We start from the raw sequence: 16,228 nt of genomic DNA, 5'->3' as shown, positions 1-16,228 counted from the left end.
GTTTGAGGCCATGTTTGTTGAAAAAGACGCCCTGACAAAGGTGTGCGGCATTACCCGTCAACAGGACGCCGATTTGTGCGTCGAGCTGGACGCCGACCTTGTGGGTTTTGTCTTTCACCCCGAAAGCCCGCGCTGCATGACTCCCGAAGCCGTGCGCGCCATCGAGACGCCCGGACTTATGCGTACAGGCGTTTTTGTCAACCAGACTGCGGACGAGGTGCGGCTGATCATGCAGCGCGCCCGTCTGGACGTGGCGCAGCTGCACGGCGGGCAGGACGAGGCTTTCTGCACCAGAGTGGGCAGAAGCCGTGTGATCAAAGTGCTGTGGCCTGCAACGTATGCAACCCGCAGCGAGCTGGAAGACGACATGCGGCGGTTTGCCCATTGTTCGCGCTTCATGCTTTTCGACGCGGGCACTTCGGGCGGCGGTTCGGGCGCCACGCTGGACTGGAAATGGCTGGCGGGCACTCCGGGCATTAAAACATGGTTTGTTGCAGGTGGTCTGGGACCGGATACGCTGGCGGAAGCCATCCGTCAGTGCAATCCTTGCGGCGTCGATCTGAATTCCGGCGTCGAGTCCGCTCCCGGCATCAAAGATGAAGCGCGGCTGCGCGCCTGCTTCCGCATTCTCGGCGGAGACCATCGCCCCATGTAGGGCGGTGATGTCTCTCCTGCGGCGGCGGGTGTCCGGCGGCTTCTGCACTGTGCGGTGCGCAATGCACCGGCAGAACAAGGACTGGACATGAAAAAAGGGTATTTTGGTGATTTCGGCGGGCAGTTTGTACCCGAACTGCTCATGCCGCCGCTGAAGGAATTGGAAAATGCGCTGGAAACCGTGGTGCCTTCACCTGAGTTTCAGAATGAATTCCACATGCTGCTGCGCGAATATGTGGGCCGCGAAACGCCGCTCACCCTGTGCCGCAGGCTGTCTGCCGAGCTCGGGTTCAATCTGTGGCTCAAGCGTGAGGACCTGGCGCACAGCGGATCGCATAAAATAAACAACACGCTGGGGCAGGCGCTGCTGACAAAGCATATGGGCAAGCCGGCCATGCTGGCGGAGACAGGTGCAGGTCAGCATGGCGTGGCCACGGCCACGGCCGCCGCCGCTCTGGGGCTGGAATGTGTGGTCTTTATGGGCGCCGTGGACGTGGAGCGTCAGGCGCTCAATGTGGAACGCATGCGCCTGCTGGGGGCCGAGGTGGTGCCCGTGCAGAGCGGCACCCGCACCCTCAAGGATGCCATCAACGAAGCCATGCGTTTCTGGATAGCCAATATTGCCACGCACCATTACTGCTTCGGCACGGCGGCGGGTCCGCATCCTTTTCCCACGCTGGTGCGCGACCTGCAGTCCGTCATAGGGCGCGAGGCACGCAGGCAGATTCTGGAAAAAACAGGCAGGCTGCCCCATATGGTGGTGGCATGCGTGGGCGGCGGTTCCAACGCCATCGGCGCATTCCATGCCTTTATTCCCGACGGGCAGGTGCAGCTTGTGGGGGTTGAGGCTGCAGGCAGCGGAGAACCGGGCTGCTACAATTCTGCGCCCATCAATCTGGGTACTCCCGGCGTGCTGCACGGCAACCATACCATGCTGCTGCAGAGTGCCGACGGGCAGATACTTCCCTCGCATTCGGTTGCTGCCGGACTGGACTACCCCGGCGTGGGGCCGGAACATGCAGCTCTGGGCCGCAGCGGCAGAGCGCGGTACGGCATGGTGAACGATGCGCAGGCGCTGCATGCGTTTAAAACGCTTTCGCGCATGGAGGGCATCATACCGGCGCTGGAAAGCTCGCACGCCGTGGCGTGGGTGCTGGAAAACCGCGACGGGATTCCCCGCGGGGCCGATGTGGTCGTCAACCTGTCCGGTCGTGGCGACAAGGACATGGGCATCATCAACAACCTGCTGTAAAAGGGGAACACACCATGCATACAGAACATATCACAAGCCCCGCAGACAGGCTGACCATGCGTATCCGCGAGGCCAACCGTCAGGGCCGCAAGGCTCTTATCCCGTTTCTTCCGGCAGGGTTTCCCGATTCCGGGGATTTCTGGCGGCAGCTGGACGAGCTGGACGCGGGCGGTGCCGATGTACTTGAAATAGGCATTCCTTTTTCCGACCCGTGCGCCGACGGACCGGTGGTGGAGCAGGCTTCGCTGGAAAGTCTGGCCCGCGGAACCACCCTGCGCGGCGTGCTTGAAGAGCTTGAACGGCGCAAGGGACGCTATCGTGCAGGTATTGTGCTGATGGGGTACCTTAATCCGTTTCTGCAGTACGGGCTGGATGCGCTGGCGCGCGATGCCGCCCGTGCCGGGGTTGAAGGGTTCATCATTCCCGACCTGCCGCTAGAAGAGGATGCCCTGTGCCGCGGGGCGCTTGCGGCTGAGGGGCTGGCGCTGATTCCGCTGGTGGCATCCAATACCGATGAAGACCGTATGCGTGCCTATGCCGGAGTGGCGCAGGGCTATGTCTATGTGGTTTCGGTTATGGGTACCACCGGTGCCCGTACCGACCTGCCTGCGGGGGTTACCGCCACGCTGGAACGCGCCCGCCGGTGCTTTGACCTGCCGCTGGCGCTGGGGTTCGGCGTCCGTGAACCGGAACAGCTGGCAGCCTGCGGCGACAGACTGGATGCTGTGATTTTCGGCAGTGCGCTTATCAGCCACATCCGCACACAGGGCAGTGCTGCTTCGTTTATGGAACGCTGGCGCCGGCCTGTGGCAGAACCGGTGCTCTGACGGCGGGCGCGGGGCTGTCAACGGCTTCTGCGCAAAAGAAACAGGGTTTTTTTGACAAAAAAAGTAAAAAGCAGTAAACGCGAGTTGTCAGTCGCCCTTTTTTACCGCATGGTAGGGGCGACAGACAGCCCCGCTTGGCGGTGGCTGCCGCCTGAGGAATATCCGGTGCGGAGTGCCGTGCCAGATGGATAGTTTGGTCACACCATCAATACGTGATTTTGGACAGGTCGTGACCTGCTTACCGCCGCTCTTCTCTCGCAGAAGGGCGGCGGAAATTTTACGGGAGGAACGCTCTTTATGCGCAAGACTGTGTATTTCATCGAAGGTGACGGCATCGGACCGGAGGTCTGGAACGCCGCCCGTCCTGTCATCGACAAGGCCGTGGAACTGGCATACGGCAACGGGCGTTCTCTGGAATGGAAGGAACTGCTTGCCGGCGAAAAAGCCTATGCCGAGACAGGCACCTATCTGCCTCAGGAAACGCTCGACACGCTGGCCGGTGCCGAACTGGCCATCAAGGGGCCGCTGGGCACCCCCGTGGGCAAGGGGTTCCGCAGTCTCAACGTGACCATGCGCCAGACTCTCGACCTGTATGCCTGCATCCGGCCCATACGGTATTTCGAAGGCATCGAATCACCGGTGAAGCATCCGGAGCGGGTCAATATGGTTGTCTTCCGCGAAAACACCGAAGACGTGTACGCCGGTATAGAATACAAGGCTGACACCGACGAAGCCAGAAAGCTGATTGCCTTTCTGCGCGACGAACTGGGCGCCAATGTGGACGAGCGCTGCGCCGTGGGCATAAAGCCCATGAGTGAAAAAGGCTCCAAGCGTCTGGTGCGCCGCGCCATGGACTTTGCTCTGGCGCAGGGGCTGCCCAGCGTCACGCTGGTGCACAAAGGCAATATCATGAAATTTACCGAGGGCGGATTCCGCCAGTGGGGCTACGAACTGGCGCATGACGAATACGCCGGACGCGCGGTGACCGAAGCACAGGCAGCCGCCGGGGAAACCGGTCTGGTGGTCAAGGACCGTATAGCCGACGCCATGTTCCAGGAAGTGCTCATCCGTCCGGAACAGTACAGCGTGGTTGCCACCAGCAACCTGAACGGCGATTATATTTCGGATGCGCTTGCTGCGCAGGTGGGCGGTCTGGGACTGGCTCCGGGCGTGAACATGTCCGATACGCTGGCCTTCTTTGAAGCCACCCACGGCACGGCACCCACCATTGCCGGAAAAGATATGGCCAACCCGGGCAGTCTTATTCTGTGCGGGGGCATGCTGCTGGAACATCTGGGCTGGCATGAGGCTGCAACCCGTATCCATACCGCCATGAACACCGTCATAGGCAACCGCACGGTCACCGTGGATCTGGCCAGCCAGATGCAGGGTGCCTCCACTGTGGGCTGCCGACAGTTCGGCGAATTGCTGGGCGCGGCATTGTAGCCGCGGTCACATCATGCATCCAGACGTCCCGGTTATGCCGGGACGTTTTTTTTTTTGCGCTCCGGACTGCCGGTTGAGCCGGTGCGGGCTGTGGCGTGCAAACAAATACACCCCGGTGTTATGGCACCGGGGTGTGTTTGTGAGGCGGCTTCTGCGGCGGAGGAGATGATGAGGATACGGGAAAACCGCCGCAGGAGCCTGACTATGATAACAGCGTGCAGGTGCTACGCCGTAAGTGACAGTGCATGGTGCGCCAGTGAGGCGGCAATGCCCCACATGGTCAGGCAGACAAAGCCGTCGAGCATGCGCCATGTGGCGGGCCGCCGGAACAGCGGGGCCAGCAGACGGGCGCCGAATGCAAGCGAAAAAAACCAGACAAACGAGGCGCTGAGCGCCCCCGCGCCGAAAACGAAGCGCTGGCTTTCGGGGTATTGCCCGCTGATGCCGCCCAGCAGCACCACAGTATCCAGCCATGCGTGCGGGTTAAGCAGCGACACGGCAATGGTGGTCGCAGCCACGGCCCGCAGACTGTCGGAACCGCGGGTATCGGCTTCCAGCGTGCCGCCTCTGATGGCGGAACGCAGCGCGCCCAGTCCGTACCAGCTTAGAAACACCACACCCGCCCAGGCCGTGGCTGCGGTGAGAGCACTGCTGGAAGAGACAAATGCACCCACACCGGAAAGTCCCAGCGATATGAGGAGCACATCGCACAGGCAGCACAGCAGTGCCACGGTCAGCACATGCCTGCCGCGGATTCCCTGTGACAGGATGAAGGCGTTCTGGGCGCCTATGGCAATGATAAGACCGGCACAGATGCCGAATCCCTGAAAAAATACTGCGGAGTTCATGGGGTCCTCTGGTGTGGTTGCGTGCATGGGAGATATACCCCCGCTTTCAAGAAGTGAAATTACTAGTTTATATGCTGCATAAGTTTTGCTAATGTCAGGTCATGCTTGAATACCGGCTTATAGAGGCTCTGGCCATGGTGGTGCGCGAAGGCGGGTTTGAAAAAGCAGCCCGTGTGCTGCATGTGACCCAGTCGGCCGTGTCGCAGCGTATCCGTCAGCTGGAAGCGGCAGCGGGTACGGCGCTGGTCACACGGGCGGCACCTGTTACACCTACCGAGGCAGGCCGCAGACTGCTGCGGCATTATCATCAGGTTTCCATGCTGGAGGCTGACCTTGAGCGCGACATGGCCGCGCGCTTCAGCGCGGAACTGCTGGGCGAAGGCGGTGCTGCGCACGGGGGGGCCCCCGCCTACCGGCAGCTGAGTGTGGCCGTCAATGCCGACAGTCTGGCCACATGGTTTCTGGAGGCGGTGGATGCCGTGGCGGAACAGGAAAAGCTGCTGCTTGATGTGCTGGTGGATGATCAGGACAGAACGCATGACCTGCTGCGTAACGGTGAAGTGGTGGGCTGTGTGAGCACGCGGGCCACGCCGTTTCACGGGTGCAGCATGCAGCGGCTGGGCAGTATGGAGTACCTTGTGTGCGCTGCGCCGGATTTTGCCGCTGAACACGGCCTGCGCGTGGGGGCGGACGGCCGTGCCGCCACTGCCGCCGATCTGCTGCGGGCGCCTGCCGTGCTGTACAACAGGGTGGACGGGGTGCATGACACCATGCTGCAGACCTTGTACGGCATTGCGCCGGACACCCCGTATCCGCGGCACTATGTGCCTTCTTCGGAGGCATTTGTAAAAATGGTGGCTGCGGGGTTCGGGTGGGGCTGCGTGCCGCATCTGCAGGCCGAACCGCTGCTTGCCGGCGGTGAACTGGTCGATCTGGCACCGGGCTGGGCATTGCCCGTGGCACTGCACTGGCACTGGTGGGATCTGGGTACGGGGCTTTTCAAGCGCATGGCCGCGGTCCTTTCGGACCATGCGGCTCTTGTTCTGCGCTGAGGCGTATGTCAGCTTTTTGCCAGCGCCTCGTCAAACCATTTGGGGCTGCATACGGGCTGCCATGCCGCCATGCGGTCCAGCAGCGCTGCGGCGTTTTGTTCCACCAGCAGCATGTCGCGGTGGTCCTGTTTTATAAAGCGTTCGTCCTGCATATGGCGGGTGAACTGTACAAGCCCGTCGTAATAGCCCTGCACATTCAGCAGGCCTACGGGTTTGTGGTGAAAGCCCAGCTGTGCCCACGTGAGCATCTCGAAAACTTCTTCCAGCGTGCCGATGCCCCCCGGCAGGGCGATGAAGGCGTCAGCCAGATCGCACATGCGCTGTTTGCGTTCATGCATGGTGTCCACCACGTGGCGTTCGGTAAGGCCGCTGTGCCCGATGCGTCCGGCGATGCGTGCGGGAATGACGCCTACGGCCCTGCCGCCGTGTTCCAGCACGCCGTCTGCCACGGCTCCCATCAGACCGGTGGCGGAGCCGCCGTACACCAGTGTCATCCGGCGCATGGCAAGAGTTTTGCCCAGTTGCCGCGCCGTATCCATATACTCCGTACGCAGTCCCGGATTGGAACCGCAGTAAACACATACGCTGTTAATGGTGTGCATGGCGGATTCTCCTGTTGTGTCCATGATGCGGCAGTGCTTGCCGTGCTTCGTTGGTAGTTCCGCATGTGGCCGGTGTCAATCTGCGGTCATGTGCAGCCGATTGGTTTTGTGAAGTACTTGTGGTATCTGTGTCGTATTCGGGTGTGAACACTGCAATTTACAGGAGTTTGCTGCGAGGAGCGTTGTGGAGAAAGTAACTTCGTGTTTTATCAGGAAGATATCACGCGAGCTGGCGCGGGAACTGCGCCTTGTGGGCAGTTATGCAGACCAGAAGGGGCTGACGGTGGCGGAGGCGCATGCGCTTATCGAGCTGGGTGAGCATGGAATGTTGTCTGTGCAGCAGGTGGCGCAGTTGCTGCTGATTGATGCGGCCAACGCCAGCCGGGCGGTACAGTCACTTATTTTGCAGAAGCTTGCCGTGCTGGTGCCCGAAGGCCCGCCGGACAGGGCAAAGGGAGTGGCATTGACCGAAGCCGGACACCGGAGGCTGGCAGAAGTGCACGGCGAGATGGACAGTCTGGTGCGTGCAGGGCTGGACCAGCTGACCCCCGGAGAACAGAAAGCAGTGGCTGACGGCCTGATGACCTATGCCAGAGGGTTGCGGTACAGCAGGCTGCAGGAAGGATTTGTCATCAGACCCGTCCGGCCTGCCGACAATGCTGCGGTGGCAGAGATTATCCGCAGCGTTTCACAAGAGCACGGTCTGACGGCCGAAGCCGGTTATGCCGTGGGGGATGCTGCGGTGGACGCCGTAAGTCAGGCGTATGCCGCGGACGGAGCCTGTTACTGGGTGGTGGAACATCAGGGGCGGGTGCTGGGCGGTGGCGGCGTGGCGCCGCTTGCCGGTTGTGACGGCAGCATCTGCGAGCTGCAGAAGATGTATCTGCTGGCGGAATGCAGAGGACGCGGGCTGGGCAGGCGGCTGGTGCTCACAGCGCTGGAATTTGCCCGCAGCCACGGATACAGGGCCTGTTATCTGGAGACCACCGGAATATTGCAGCAGGCCGCACGGCTGTACGAATCGCTGGGGTTCGAGCGCTGCACAGCGCAGGGCGATACGGGACACAGTGTCTGTGAGCTGCGGTATATCATGCATTTTACCACGCAGGCATCATCAGCCCGCGGGGAACACCCCCCGCAGCCCTGCTGCGGCTGCGGCGCCTGAGTAGCCGCGTATACGGATGAATTCCGGCCGCCCGCGCATCATGCGCGGGCGGTTTTTGTCATTTTTTCAGCGCCGCCACTGACGCCCTGCGGCACTGATCATCCGCTGCGCGGCTTCCGGCCCCCATGTGCCGGCTGTGTACTGATGCAGCGGCGAAGTCTGCGGGTTGTCGCACCATGTATCCAGCACCGGGGTTATCAGCCGCCACGAAGCTTCCACACCTTCGCGGCTCCAGAACAGGGTCCTGTCGCCCAGCATGCAGTCCAGCAGAAGCCGCTCGTAGGCGTCCGGAGGGTTGATGCCGAAAATTTCTCTGTACTTGAATGCCAGAGCCATGGTTGCCATGCATGATTTCGGGCCGGGCTGCTTGGCCTGAATATGCAGGTCGATGCCTTCTTCCGGCTGGATTTTGAGTACCAGTACATTGGCCGGCATTTCGGATTTTGAGTGCATGCCGAACATGGAGTGGGGCACCCGCCGGAAGGTGACGGCAATTTCGCTGACCTTGCGGGGCATGCGTTTGCCGCTGCGCAGAAAAAAAGGAACGCCCTGCCAGCGCCAGTTGTCGATGAAAAGACGCGCGGCCACATAGGTTTCCGTGGTGCTGCCTTCGGCCACACGGGGTTCGTGGCGGTAACCTGCCAGCGGTGCGCCTTCGGCGGTAACTCCCTGTGTATACTGGCCGCGCACGACCCAGTGGCGCATGTCGTCCGCTGTCCACGGCCGGATGGAGTGCAGCAGTTTGACCCGCTCGTCGCGTACCCGTTCCGGGTCGAAACTTGTGGGCGGTTCCATGGCCACCAGCGCCAGCATCTGCATCATATGGTTCTGGAACATGTCACGCAGACAGCCGGCACTGTCGTAGTATGCCCCCCTGTGTTCTATGCCCAGCGATTCGGCCACGGTTATCTGTACATGGTCCACATAGCCCCTGTTCCACAGCGGTTCGAAAATGGCATTGGCAAAGCGGAACATCAGTATGGACTGCACTGTTTCCTTGCCAAGATAGTGGTCCATGCGGAAAATCTGTTCCTGCCGCAGCACGGAGCACAGCCTGCTGTCAAGTTCCAGCGCCGAGGCAAGGTCGTGACCGAAGGGTTTTTCAAAAACAACTCTGCGCCACGGGCTGCCGTTTTCACCTTCCGCCGTAAGACCGGCGCCGTGCAGATGACGCACCACTCCGGCGTGCAGGTGCGGCGGCAGAGCCAGATAAAACAGCAGGTTTTCCGCGGCGTGGTAGTCCATGACGCATTCCGAAGAACACAGCGCAAGGTTGGTATAGGCCGCGGGGTCGTCGTAGTCGCCGTAGGTGTAACGGCACAGCGCCAGAAAATCGTCCAGCTGGCCGGCGCCCTGCGGGTGCGCGGCAAGGATGGATTCGCGTACTCTGCCGCGGAAGTCGTCATCCGTCATGGGAGTGCGGGCAAAACCCAGCATGAAAAAGCGTTCGGGCAGCAGCCCGCGGCGGAACAGCCCGAACAGCGCCGGCAGCAGTTTGCGCGCCACAAGATCGCCGGATGCGCCGAATATGACCATACCGCACGGTTCCGGCGGTGTTTCCTCGCACATGGCTCTGCCTATGGTCACGCGGGTGTCTGCGGGACTCATGAGGCATCCCCTTCGTCAGTGTTTTTTACCGCATGCCCGCCGAATTCGTTGCGCAGGGCGGCCAGCACCTTGTTGGAAAACAGATCGTCCTGCCGTGATTCGAACCGCCGGAACAGCGCCTGTGCCAGTACCGGCACCGGCACCGCATGGTCCACGGCATCGGTTACTGTCCAGCGTCCCTCGCCGGAATCGTCCACATATCCTTTCAGCGATGCAAGGCCGGGGTCTTTTTTCAGCGCCGCATCCAGCAGTTCCAGCAGCCACGAGCGTACCACGCTGCCCCTGTTCCACAGGGCGCCGATACCCTGCAGGTCCAGCTCGCTGAACGGGCCGTTGCGCAGCAGGTCAAACCCTTCGCCGTATGACTCCATCATGGCGTATTCAATGCCGTTATGGACCATTTTGACAAAGTGTCCGGCTCCGGCCGGGCCGCAATGCATCCAGCCCTGCGGCGGGGCCAGCGTATCCAGTACCGGCGCCAGATGCCGGATATCAGCCGCTTCACCCCCCAGCATGGTGCAGTATCCGTTTTCCAGTCCCCATATGCCGCCGGAAACTCCTGCGTCCACATACCGTATGCCGTGTGCGGCCAGCCTGTCGGCACGGGGCCGGTCGTCCTTCCAGTAGGCATTGGCACCGTCCACCACCACATCGCCGGGCTGCAGAAACGGCAGTACTTCGTCCATGCGCTGTTGCGTGGCCTCTCCGGCGGGCAGCATGAACCACAGCGTACGCGGCGGGGCAAGACTGGCGGCCAGTGCCTGCAGGCTGGTGAATCCGGCGGCACCTTCAGCCTCCATTACCTGTGTTTTGGCAGGGCTGCGGTTCCATACGGCAACCTCGTGTCCTCCGCGCAGCAGGCGCCGGGCCATGTTCATGCCCATTCTGCCCAGTCCTATGATGGCTATCTGCATGTATATGCTCCGTTGGTGTTGTACCCGCGGCGTATTGCTGCCGCCGCGGGGCCGCACGGGTGCGGTTTGCCCCCAGCATAGCGTATCGGCGCGGCCGCGGCAACGGCGCACGTCATTTGCCGCTTTCATGACGGTGCGAAGCTTGGTATGCATGAGGCTATGCCCGTAGCCATTCTGTCAGACATACACGGCAATCTGCCGGCTTTTGAGGCGGTACTGGAAGACATGGACGCCTGCGGCGTGCACGAGATCATTTCTCTGGGCGATAATGTGGGCTATGGCCCGCAGCCTGACGAGGTGGTCAGACTGTGCATGCGGCGCGGTGTCATTTCCGTGGCCGGAAACCATGAAGCCGGCGTGCTGCTGGAGCGCGAACGCAGGCGGTTTAATTTTCAGTCGCACGAGGCGCTTATGCGCACCATTGCACTGCTGTCGGATTGTGCCGTGGAGTGGATAGCATCGCTGCCGCGCGGGCTCAGCCGGCACGGCTGCCGCTTTGTGCATGGCATGCCTCCTGATTCCGTGCACAAGTATCTTTTTGCGGTGAGCGGCGGAGAACTGAAAGGAGCTTTTCAGGCGTTTTTGGGTCCGTTGTGTTTTGTGGGGCATACACATGATCTGGAACTGGTGTGCCTGCGCGGCGGCGTGCTGGAGAGACGGCCGCTGGAGCAGGGGCCGTGCCTGTTTGACCCGGACTGCCGCTACATAGTCAATGTGGGCAGCGCGGGCCAGCCGCGTGACGGCGACAACAGAGCCAAGTATGCGCTGTGGTGGCCGGACGACGGGCGTCTGGAGATGCGTTTTGTTTCCTATGATATCGAGCGGGCCGTGGCGCTGTTTGCGGAGCGGGGCATGCCCCTGCGCTATGCGCAGCGGTTGCGCTGAAGCACGGATGTACAGATGGGCAATATATGTTATGTGATATGTCAAGTGTCGGGTGCGCCGTGCAGGACATGGTGTCCGGCGGCGCACAGGCGGGGAGTGGCTGCTGAATGTTCATAGGCAGATACAGGGTTTGCGGGCTGCTGGGACGCGGAGGCATGGGAGCCGTGTACAAGGTGCTTCAGCCTGTCACCGGCCGTATGGCGGCGCTCAAGCTGCTGCGTCCTTCGGATGTGCTGGAAGAACTTGTGGGCACAGAAGAGCTTGCCCGGCGGTTTTATGAAGAGGCCCGCATCATGGGGCAGCTTGAACATCCCCATGTGGCCGCGGTGCTGGATGCGGACCACGACGCCCGCAACAGACCGTTTTTTCTGATGGAGTATTATTGCCTCAATCTGGGTATGCTTATCGGCGAAAGCTACAGGGTTGAGGCTCCCACACGGCGGCTGCCGCTGGACAGGGCGGTGCGGTATGCCCGCCAGACCCTCGAAGCGCTGCGGCGCATGCATTATGCGGGCATCGTGCATCGCGATGTGAAGCCTTATAATATTATGATAACTGCCGATGATGATGTGAAGCTCATTGATTTCGGCCTGTCGCGGCTGCGCGGCGAGACCGGTCACGGCACCGCGGGACGTCTGCACAAGGGCGTAAAGGTGGGGTCGCCCTATTATGCGCCGCCGGAACAGGAAAACGATCCGGAATCTGCGGATGCGCGGGCGGATATCTATCCTGTGGGTGTTATGCTGTACCGTATGCTTACCGGTGTGCTGCCCACCGGTGAAGAGGTCATGGCTGAAGGGGGCATTCCTCCTGCCAGCCAGTTCAGCGACGATCTGGATGCGGAGTGGGACGTTTTTTTTGAACGGGCCATGGCCCCTGACCCCGGTGCACGTTTTGCCTGCGCCGCAGCCATGCTGGACAGGCTGAATGTGCTGGAGCGCCGCTGGCGGGCGCGGGTGACCAATACCTGTACGCTGGCCGGTGCTTCGCCGCTGCGCAGGCAGTGCCCGCCCGTGCACACCGACGTGCGCACCGTGCCACTGAAAGCAGGCACGCGCGAAGCGCGCGGGGTATTCGGGCTGGATGACCTGTGGCGTCCGTTGTGCCCCGCGGGTGAAACTTTTGAAGATCAGGGCGATATGACCGTGCTGGACAGCGCAACTGATCTGATGTGGCAGCAGTCCGGCAGCGACTATCCTTTGACATGGGACGAGGCTGCCGAGTATGTGCACTCGTTGAACGCGATGCGGTTTGCCGGATACGGCGACTGGCGCCTGCCCACTGTGGCCGAGCTGGTCACCCAGCTGGCCGAACCGCCCATGCTGGGCGATTACTGCGTGCCCCCTGTTTTTGACATCCGCTGTGATGTGCTGTGGAGCGCCGACACCAAGTCGCATGTGGCGGCATGGTTTGTCTCGGCATCCATGGGGTTTGTGGGCTGGCAGGATTTCACCTGCCGGTTTTCCGTCCGTGCGGTGCGGACGCATTCAGGAGAATAACCCTGTGACCGAAATTATCTGCGACCGCTGCGGCACCTGCTGCCGCAAGGGCGGACCGGCCCTGCACCGGCAGGACATGGACCTTGTCCGCAGCGGTGTCATACGCCCTGCGCACATGGTCACCCTGCGGCGGGGCGAAATGGCCTATGATGAAGCCCGCGACGAGGTGATTCCCCTGCAGGAAGAGCTGGTCAAGCTGCGCGGGGCGGTGCGCGGCAGCTGGACATGCCTCTTTTTCATGCCCGCGGAAATAGGCTGCCGCATCTACAACAGCCGCCCTGCGGAGTGCCGCGCTCTGTCCTGCAAGGATACTTCCGCCATTCTGGGAATGTATGACAAAGACAGGCTGACACGGCGCGATATTCTGGCGGACAATGCGGAACTGCTGTCTCTGGTGGAGGCGCACGAAGCCAGCTGTCCCTATGCGCCGCTTGCCGAGCTGGGGCCCCGGTTGCGCAGTGATGAGGATGCGGCGCGCAGGCTGCTGGAAGCCGTGCGTCTTGATCTTTCCTTCCGCGAGGTTGTGGCGGAACGCACATCCGTTCCCGCAGAGGATATGGATTTTCTTTTCGGCAGGCCCCTTACCGAAACAGTGCACCGCATGTACGGCATCAGAGTGCAGCGGCGGGGCGATGATCTTTTTCTGGCGCCCGCACAGGCTGTCTAGGTTGCGCGGGCACCATGTCCGGTGCAGGGCGGGACAGGCGCCCGCGGCGTAAAACGCCGCACTGCAGGCGGCATGGTGATGAACAGCGGCGGACAGGGGATGACCGGCCCGCCGCACTCACGGTTTTTTTCAGGAGAATATATGTACATAGTCACAGGTGGCGCAGGATTTATCGGCAGCGCCATGGTCTGGAAGCTCAACACCATGGGCATAGACAATATTCTGGTGGTGGATAATCTGGCCAGTACGGAAAAATGGAAGAATCTCGTAAATCTGCGGTATGTCGATTACATGCACCGCGATGCATTTCTCGATCTGCTGCTGGATGACTGCCTGCCGTGGAACGTGAAGGGCATTGTGCATATGGGCGCCTGCTCTTCCACCACGGAACGCGACGCTGATTTTCTGATGGAGAACAACTACCGCTATACCAAAGCCCTGTGTGATTTTGCCCTGCAGCATGGCGCGCGTTTTATCAATGCCAGCTCGGCAGCCACCTACGGCGACGGCTCGTGCGGGTTTGATGATTCCGTGGAAACCATGCACCGCATCAAGCCGCTGAACATGTACGGCTATTCCAAACAGCTGTTTGACCTGCGCGCCCATGCCGAAGGCAAGCTGGACAGCATAGCCAGCCTGAAGTTTTTCAATGTCTACGGTCCCAACGAATACCATAAGGACGATATGCGTTCGGTGGTGTGCAAGGCTTTTTCACAGATAGGTTCCGAAGGGGTCATGCGTCTTTTCCGCTCGTATCACCCCGATTATCCCGACGGCGGACAGAAGCGTGATTTTGTATACGTGAAAGACTGCGTGGACGTGATGTGGTGGCTGCTGGAAAATCCTTCCGCCAACGGGCTGTTCAATATCGGCACCGGCAACGCCCGTACGTGGAACGATCTGGCGCGGGCGGTGTTCAGCGCCATGGACGTGCCCGAACGCATCGAATACATCGATATGCCCGAGCAGCTGCGCGGCAAATACCAGTATTACACGCAGGCTCCCGTGCAGCGGCTGGCTGATGCCGGTTGTCCGGTGACGTTCCGTTCGCTGGAAGACGGTGTTAAGGATTATGTGCAGAATTATCTTGCAGCGGAAGATCCGTATCTCGACCCCCGTGCAGGGGTATAGGCGCATACCGGAAAGGGTGCGTAACGCTCAGAACGCCGCGGGCAGGTCCTGCGGCGTTTTTTATGCGGCGGCAGCACGTCAGGAAGCACCGGCACCCGTGCCGGGTACGCGGCTGTCGTGTCCGGCGGGCAGCGAAAGAGTAAGCGTATGCACGTTGTGGCTGCGGGTGACGGACAGCAGCCCGCCGATGGTTTTTACCAGCCGGTAACTTACCGCAAGGTTTCTTTGCGGTCCGGAAACGTCAAAGGGCAGCAGCAGCTGTTCGGGGTCGGCCATGGGCGTGCCCTGCACCGGTGCCATGAGCGTCACTTCCTGTGTTCCGGCACTTTGTGAGGTGATCAGCCGCAGCGTTTCGCCTTCAGGCATGGCATCCAGCAGGTTGGTCACCAGATTCATGAGCACCTGCAGCAGAATGTCGGGATCGGACTGTATTTCCGGCATGCCGGCTTCCAGATTGCTGGAAACGGCCGCCCGGCGTCTGGCTATCTGAGGTTCCAGCCTGTCCAGCGCAAAATTGACGGATGTGTTGACATTGGTGGGTTCCGGCGAGACGTCCACAGGGCTGGTGTACTCCTTTAGCCTGTCCAGCATGGTTTCCATGCGTTTTGCTTCTTCCAGAATGATTCCGGCCTCCATGATGTCGGGCATGCGCGTATGCAGTCTGCGTGCAAAACCGCCCAGCGCAAACAGCGGGTTGCGGAATTCATGGGCCACTTCATCGGCCATGGCTCCCAGCGTGTTCAGTTTTTCTCGCTGCACAAGCACCTTATCCAGAAAATCGCGGTCGGTGATATCAAGCAGAACGCCTTCGATTCTGCCCGCGCGCGCAGCGTCCGGAGCAGATACGGATGTGGAGCGCGCCTGCAGGCGGATAAGGTAGCCGTGGCGGTGGCGGAATGAAAATTCGCAGAAAATGTCGTTCCCGCGCTGCAGCGCGGCTTCCAGTGCCTGTTGCAGTGCGGGCCTGTCCGGCGGGTGCACGTTATCCATGAACCAGTTTTCCGTCCCCAGCGCTTCTGCCACGGGCCAGCCCAGCACTCTGGGGCATGCGGCATTGAGCCATGTGACCTGCATGCTGCCGTCCATGGAAAACACCGTCACGGGCAGATGCTGGATGAACTGGAAATAGCGGGTCTCTGCGGCGTCCAGCCGTTCGCGCAGTGATTTGCGTTCCAGACAGTTCCGCACGGTTTTTTCCAGCAGTTCCATATTGGGCACGGGTTTGGTGATGAAATCCCATGCGCCGTTCTTGAAGGCGCTGATGGCGGCGTCTATTTCCGCCGTGCCGGAAACGATGATGACCGGCGTGTCGGGCTGTTCCTGCACCATGAGCTTGAGCAGGCTTTCACCGCTCATGCCGGGAATGCCGAGATCCAGCAGTACAAGGTCTGGTGTGTGCCTGCGGAAAACGTCCAGACCTTTGCTGCCGTCTTCGGCCTGCAGCACGGTCAGGCCGGAATCCTCCAGCCAGGCTGCTATGGTTTCGCGGATGACAGGGTCATCTTCCACCGTAAGTACCGTGGCCTGTTGTGCCGGTGCGGTTTGCATGCCGTATTCCCGCGCGTGTCCCGCGCCGTTGATGCCGTAAACTGTGCATTGTGCAAAGTCCTGCGGATGCAGGTTGCCCAGTTTACGACGGAGCGCGCGCTGCGTCCACCCTGCGGAAAAATAAGACGCA

Annotated in this window: 15 protein-coding genes; 10 read left to right on the top strand and 5 right to left on the bottom strand. The window is 61.0% G+C overall.

Annotated features, from left to right (window positions below):
* Window positions 1–10 precede the first annotated feature (10 nt).
* From ACZ5D1_RS14915 to icd, 4 genes are all read left to right on the top strand, one after another.
* Window positions 11–655 carry a phosphoribosylanthranilate isomerase gene (locus ACZ5D1_RS14915; protein ID WP_011369177.1) on the top strand — a complete coding sequence of 215 codons (645 nt, stop codon included), beginning with the start codon at window positions 11–13 and terminating at the stop codon, window positions 653–655.
* A gap of 87 nt (window positions 656–742) precedes the next feature.
* A complete protein-coding gene (gene trpB / locus ACZ5D1_RS14910; RefSeq protein ID WP_011369176.1) occupies window positions 743–1,906 on the top strand; it encodes a tryptophan synthase subunit beta in 1,164 nt (387 codons plus the stop codon).
* 14 nt (window positions 1,907–1,920) lie between these two features.
* Window positions 1,921–2,733, top strand: a complete 813-nt coding sequence (trpA, locus tag ACZ5D1_RS14905; RefSeq protein ID WP_273238073.1) for a tryptophan synthase subunit alpha — start codon at window positions 1,921–1,923, stop codon at window positions 2,731–2,733.
* A gap of 297 nt (window positions 2,734–3,030) precedes the next feature.
* On the top strand, window positions 3,031–4,179 hold the full coding sequence (gene icd / locus ACZ5D1_RS14900) for an NADP-dependent isocitrate dehydrogenase (RefSeq protein ID WP_011369174.1): 1,149 nt from the start codon (window positions 3,031–3,033) through the stop codon (window positions 4,177–4,179).
* Between the two features lie 224 nt (window positions 4,180–4,403).
* Here icd and ACZ5D1_RS14895 read toward each other — a convergent pair whose 3' ends face one another.
* Window positions 4,404–5,027, bottom strand: coding sequence for a LysE/ArgO family amino acid transporter (locus ACZ5D1_RS14895; RefSeq protein WP_011369173.1), 624 nt, complete (start codon window positions 5,025–5,027; stop codon window positions 4,404–4,406).
* A gap of 101 nt (window positions 5,028–5,128) precedes the next feature.
* On the opposite strand from ACZ5D1_RS14895, the gene ACZ5D1_RS14890 reads away from it, so the two are divergent.
* Window positions 5,129–6,079: a LysR family transcriptional regulator ArgP gene (locus ACZ5D1_RS14890; RefSeq protein ID WP_464555323.1), complete on the top strand. Its 951-nt coding sequence runs from the start codon at window positions 5,129–5,131 to the stop codon at window positions 6,077–6,079.
* Between the two features lie 8 nt (window positions 6,080–6,087).
* Here the strand turns inward: ACZ5D1_RS14890 and ACZ5D1_RS14885 are convergent, their stop codons facing one another.
* Window positions 6,088–6,681: an LOG family protein gene (locus ACZ5D1_RS14885; protein WP_273196064.1), complete on the bottom strand. Its 594-nt coding sequence runs from the start codon at window positions 6,679–6,681 to the stop codon at window positions 6,088–6,090.
* 184 nt (window positions 6,682–6,865) lie between these two features.
* On the opposite strand from ACZ5D1_RS14885, the gene ACZ5D1_RS14880 reads away from it, so the two are divergent.
* Window positions 6,866–7,846, top strand: coding sequence for a bifunctional helix-turn-helix transcriptional regulator/GNAT family N-acetyltransferase (locus tag ACZ5D1_RS14880; protein WP_464555321.1), 981 nt, complete (start codon window positions 6,866–6,868; stop codon window positions 7,844–7,846).
* A gap of 66 nt (window positions 7,847–7,912) precedes the next feature.
* Here ACZ5D1_RS14880 and zwf read toward each other — a convergent pair whose 3' ends face one another.
* Both zwf and gnd read right to left on the bottom strand, forming a co-directional pair.
* Window positions 7,913–9,454 carry a glucose-6-phosphate dehydrogenase gene (gene zwf / locus ACZ5D1_RS14875; protein WP_273196059.1) on the bottom strand — a complete coding sequence of 514 codons (1,542 nt, stop codon included), beginning with the start codon at window positions 9,452–9,454 and terminating at the stop codon, window positions 7,913–7,915.
* Window positions 9,451–10,497, bottom strand: a complete 1,047-nt coding sequence (gene gnd / locus ACZ5D1_RS14870; protein WP_464556560.1) for a phosphogluconate dehydrogenase (NAD(+)-dependent, decarboxylating) — start codon at window positions 10,495–10,497, stop codon at window positions 9,451–9,453. Before gnd ends, zwf begins: the two co-directional genes overlap by 4 nt.
* Before the next feature lie 18 nt (window positions 10,498–10,515).
* Here gnd and ACZ5D1_RS14865 point away from each other — a divergent pair, with 18 nt between their 5' ends.
* From ACZ5D1_RS14865 to rfaD, 4 genes are all read left to right on the top strand, one after another.
* Window positions 10,516–11,253 (top strand): metallophosphoesterase family protein, encoded by a 738-nt coding sequence (locus ACZ5D1_RS14865; protein WP_273196054.1) that lies wholly within the window; start codon window positions 10,516–10,518, stop codon window positions 11,251–11,253.
* Between the two features lie 107 nt (window positions 11,254–11,360).
* Window positions 11,361–12,752 carry a protein kinase domain-containing protein gene (locus ACZ5D1_RS14860; protein WP_464555318.1) on the top strand — a complete coding sequence of 464 codons (1,392 nt, stop codon included), beginning with the start codon at window positions 11,361–11,363 and terminating at the stop codon, window positions 12,750–12,752.
* Window positions 12,753–12,756: 4 nt separating this feature from the next.
* On the top strand, window positions 12,757–13,419 hold the full coding sequence (locus tag ACZ5D1_RS14855; RefSeq protein WP_011369165.1) for a YkgJ family cysteine cluster protein: 663 nt from the start codon (window positions 12,757–12,759) through the stop codon (window positions 13,417–13,419).
* A gap of 141 nt (window positions 13,420–13,560) precedes the next feature.
* Window positions 13,561–14,550 carry an ADP-glyceromanno-heptose 6-epimerase gene (rfaD, locus tag ACZ5D1_RS14850; protein WP_011369164.1) on the top strand — a complete coding sequence of 330 codons (990 nt, stop codon included), beginning with the start codon at window positions 13,561–13,563 and terminating at the stop codon, window positions 14,548–14,550.
* Between the two features lie 78 nt (window positions 14,551–14,628).
* On the opposite strand, the gene ACZ5D1_RS14845 is transcribed toward rfaD, so the two are convergent.
* Window positions 14,629–16,098, bottom strand: a complete 1,470-nt coding sequence (locus ACZ5D1_RS14845) for a response regulator (RefSeq protein WP_011369163.1) — start codon at window positions 16,096–16,098, stop codon at window positions 14,629–14,631.
* Window positions 16,099–16,228 lie beyond the last annotated feature (130 nt).

Source organism: Oleidesulfovibrio vietnamensis (genome assembly GCF_055388115.1).
Note: the sequence above shows the minus strand (reverse complement) of the source record. Positions and strands in the feature narration are given on the sequence as shown.

Bases quoted from the DNA above. Each gene is read 5' to 3' on its own strand.
- ACZ5D1_RS14915 (WP_011369177.1), top strand. From the start codon at position 11: ATGTTTGTTGAAAAAGACGCCCTGACAAAGGTGTGCGGCATTACCCGT.
- trpB (WP_011369176.1), top strand. From the start codon at position 743: ATGAAAAAAGGGTATTTTGGTGATTTCGGCGGGCAGTTTGTACCCGAA.
- trpA (WP_273238073.1), top strand. From the start codon at position 1,921: ATGCATACAGAACATATCACAAGCCCCGCAGACAGGCTGACCATGCGT.
- icd (WP_011369174.1), top strand. From the start codon at position 3,031: ATGCGCAAGACTGTGTATTTCATCGAAGGTGACGGCATCGGACCGGAG.
- ACZ5D1_RS14895 (WP_011369173.1), bottom strand. From the start codon at position 5,027: ATGAACTCCGCAGTATTTTTTCAGGGATTCGGCATCTGTGCCGGTCTT.
- ACZ5D1_RS14890 (WP_464555323.1), top strand. From the start codon at position 5,129: ATGCTTGAATACCGGCTTATAGAGGCTCTGGCCATGGTGGTGCGCGAA.
- ACZ5D1_RS14885 (WP_273196064.1), bottom strand. From the start codon at position 6,681: ATGCACACCATTAACAGCGTATGTGTTTACTGCGGTTCCAATCCGGGA.
- zwf (WP_273196059.1), bottom strand. From the start codon at position 9,454: ATGAGTCCCGCAGACACCCGCGTGACCATAGGCAGAGCCATGTGCGAG.
- gnd (WP_464556560.1), bottom strand. From the start codon at position 10,497: ATGAAAGCGGCAAATGACGTGCGCCGTTGCCGCGGCCGCGCCGATACG.
- ACZ5D1_RS14865 (WP_273196054.1), top strand. From the start codon at position 10,516: ATGCATGAGGCTATGCCCGTAGCCATTCTGTCAGACATACACGGCAAT.
- ACZ5D1_RS14860 (WP_464555318.1), top strand. From the start codon at position 11,361: ATGTTCATAGGCAGATACAGGGTTTGCGGGCTGCTGGGACGCGGAGGC.
- rfaD (WP_011369164.1), top strand. From the start codon at position 13,561: ATGTACATAGTCACAGGTGGCGCAGGATTTATCGGCAGCGCCATGGTC.
- ACZ5D1_RS14845 (WP_011369163.1), bottom strand. From the start codon at position 16,098: ATGCAAACCGCACCGGCACAACAGGCCACGGTACTTACGGTGGAAGAT.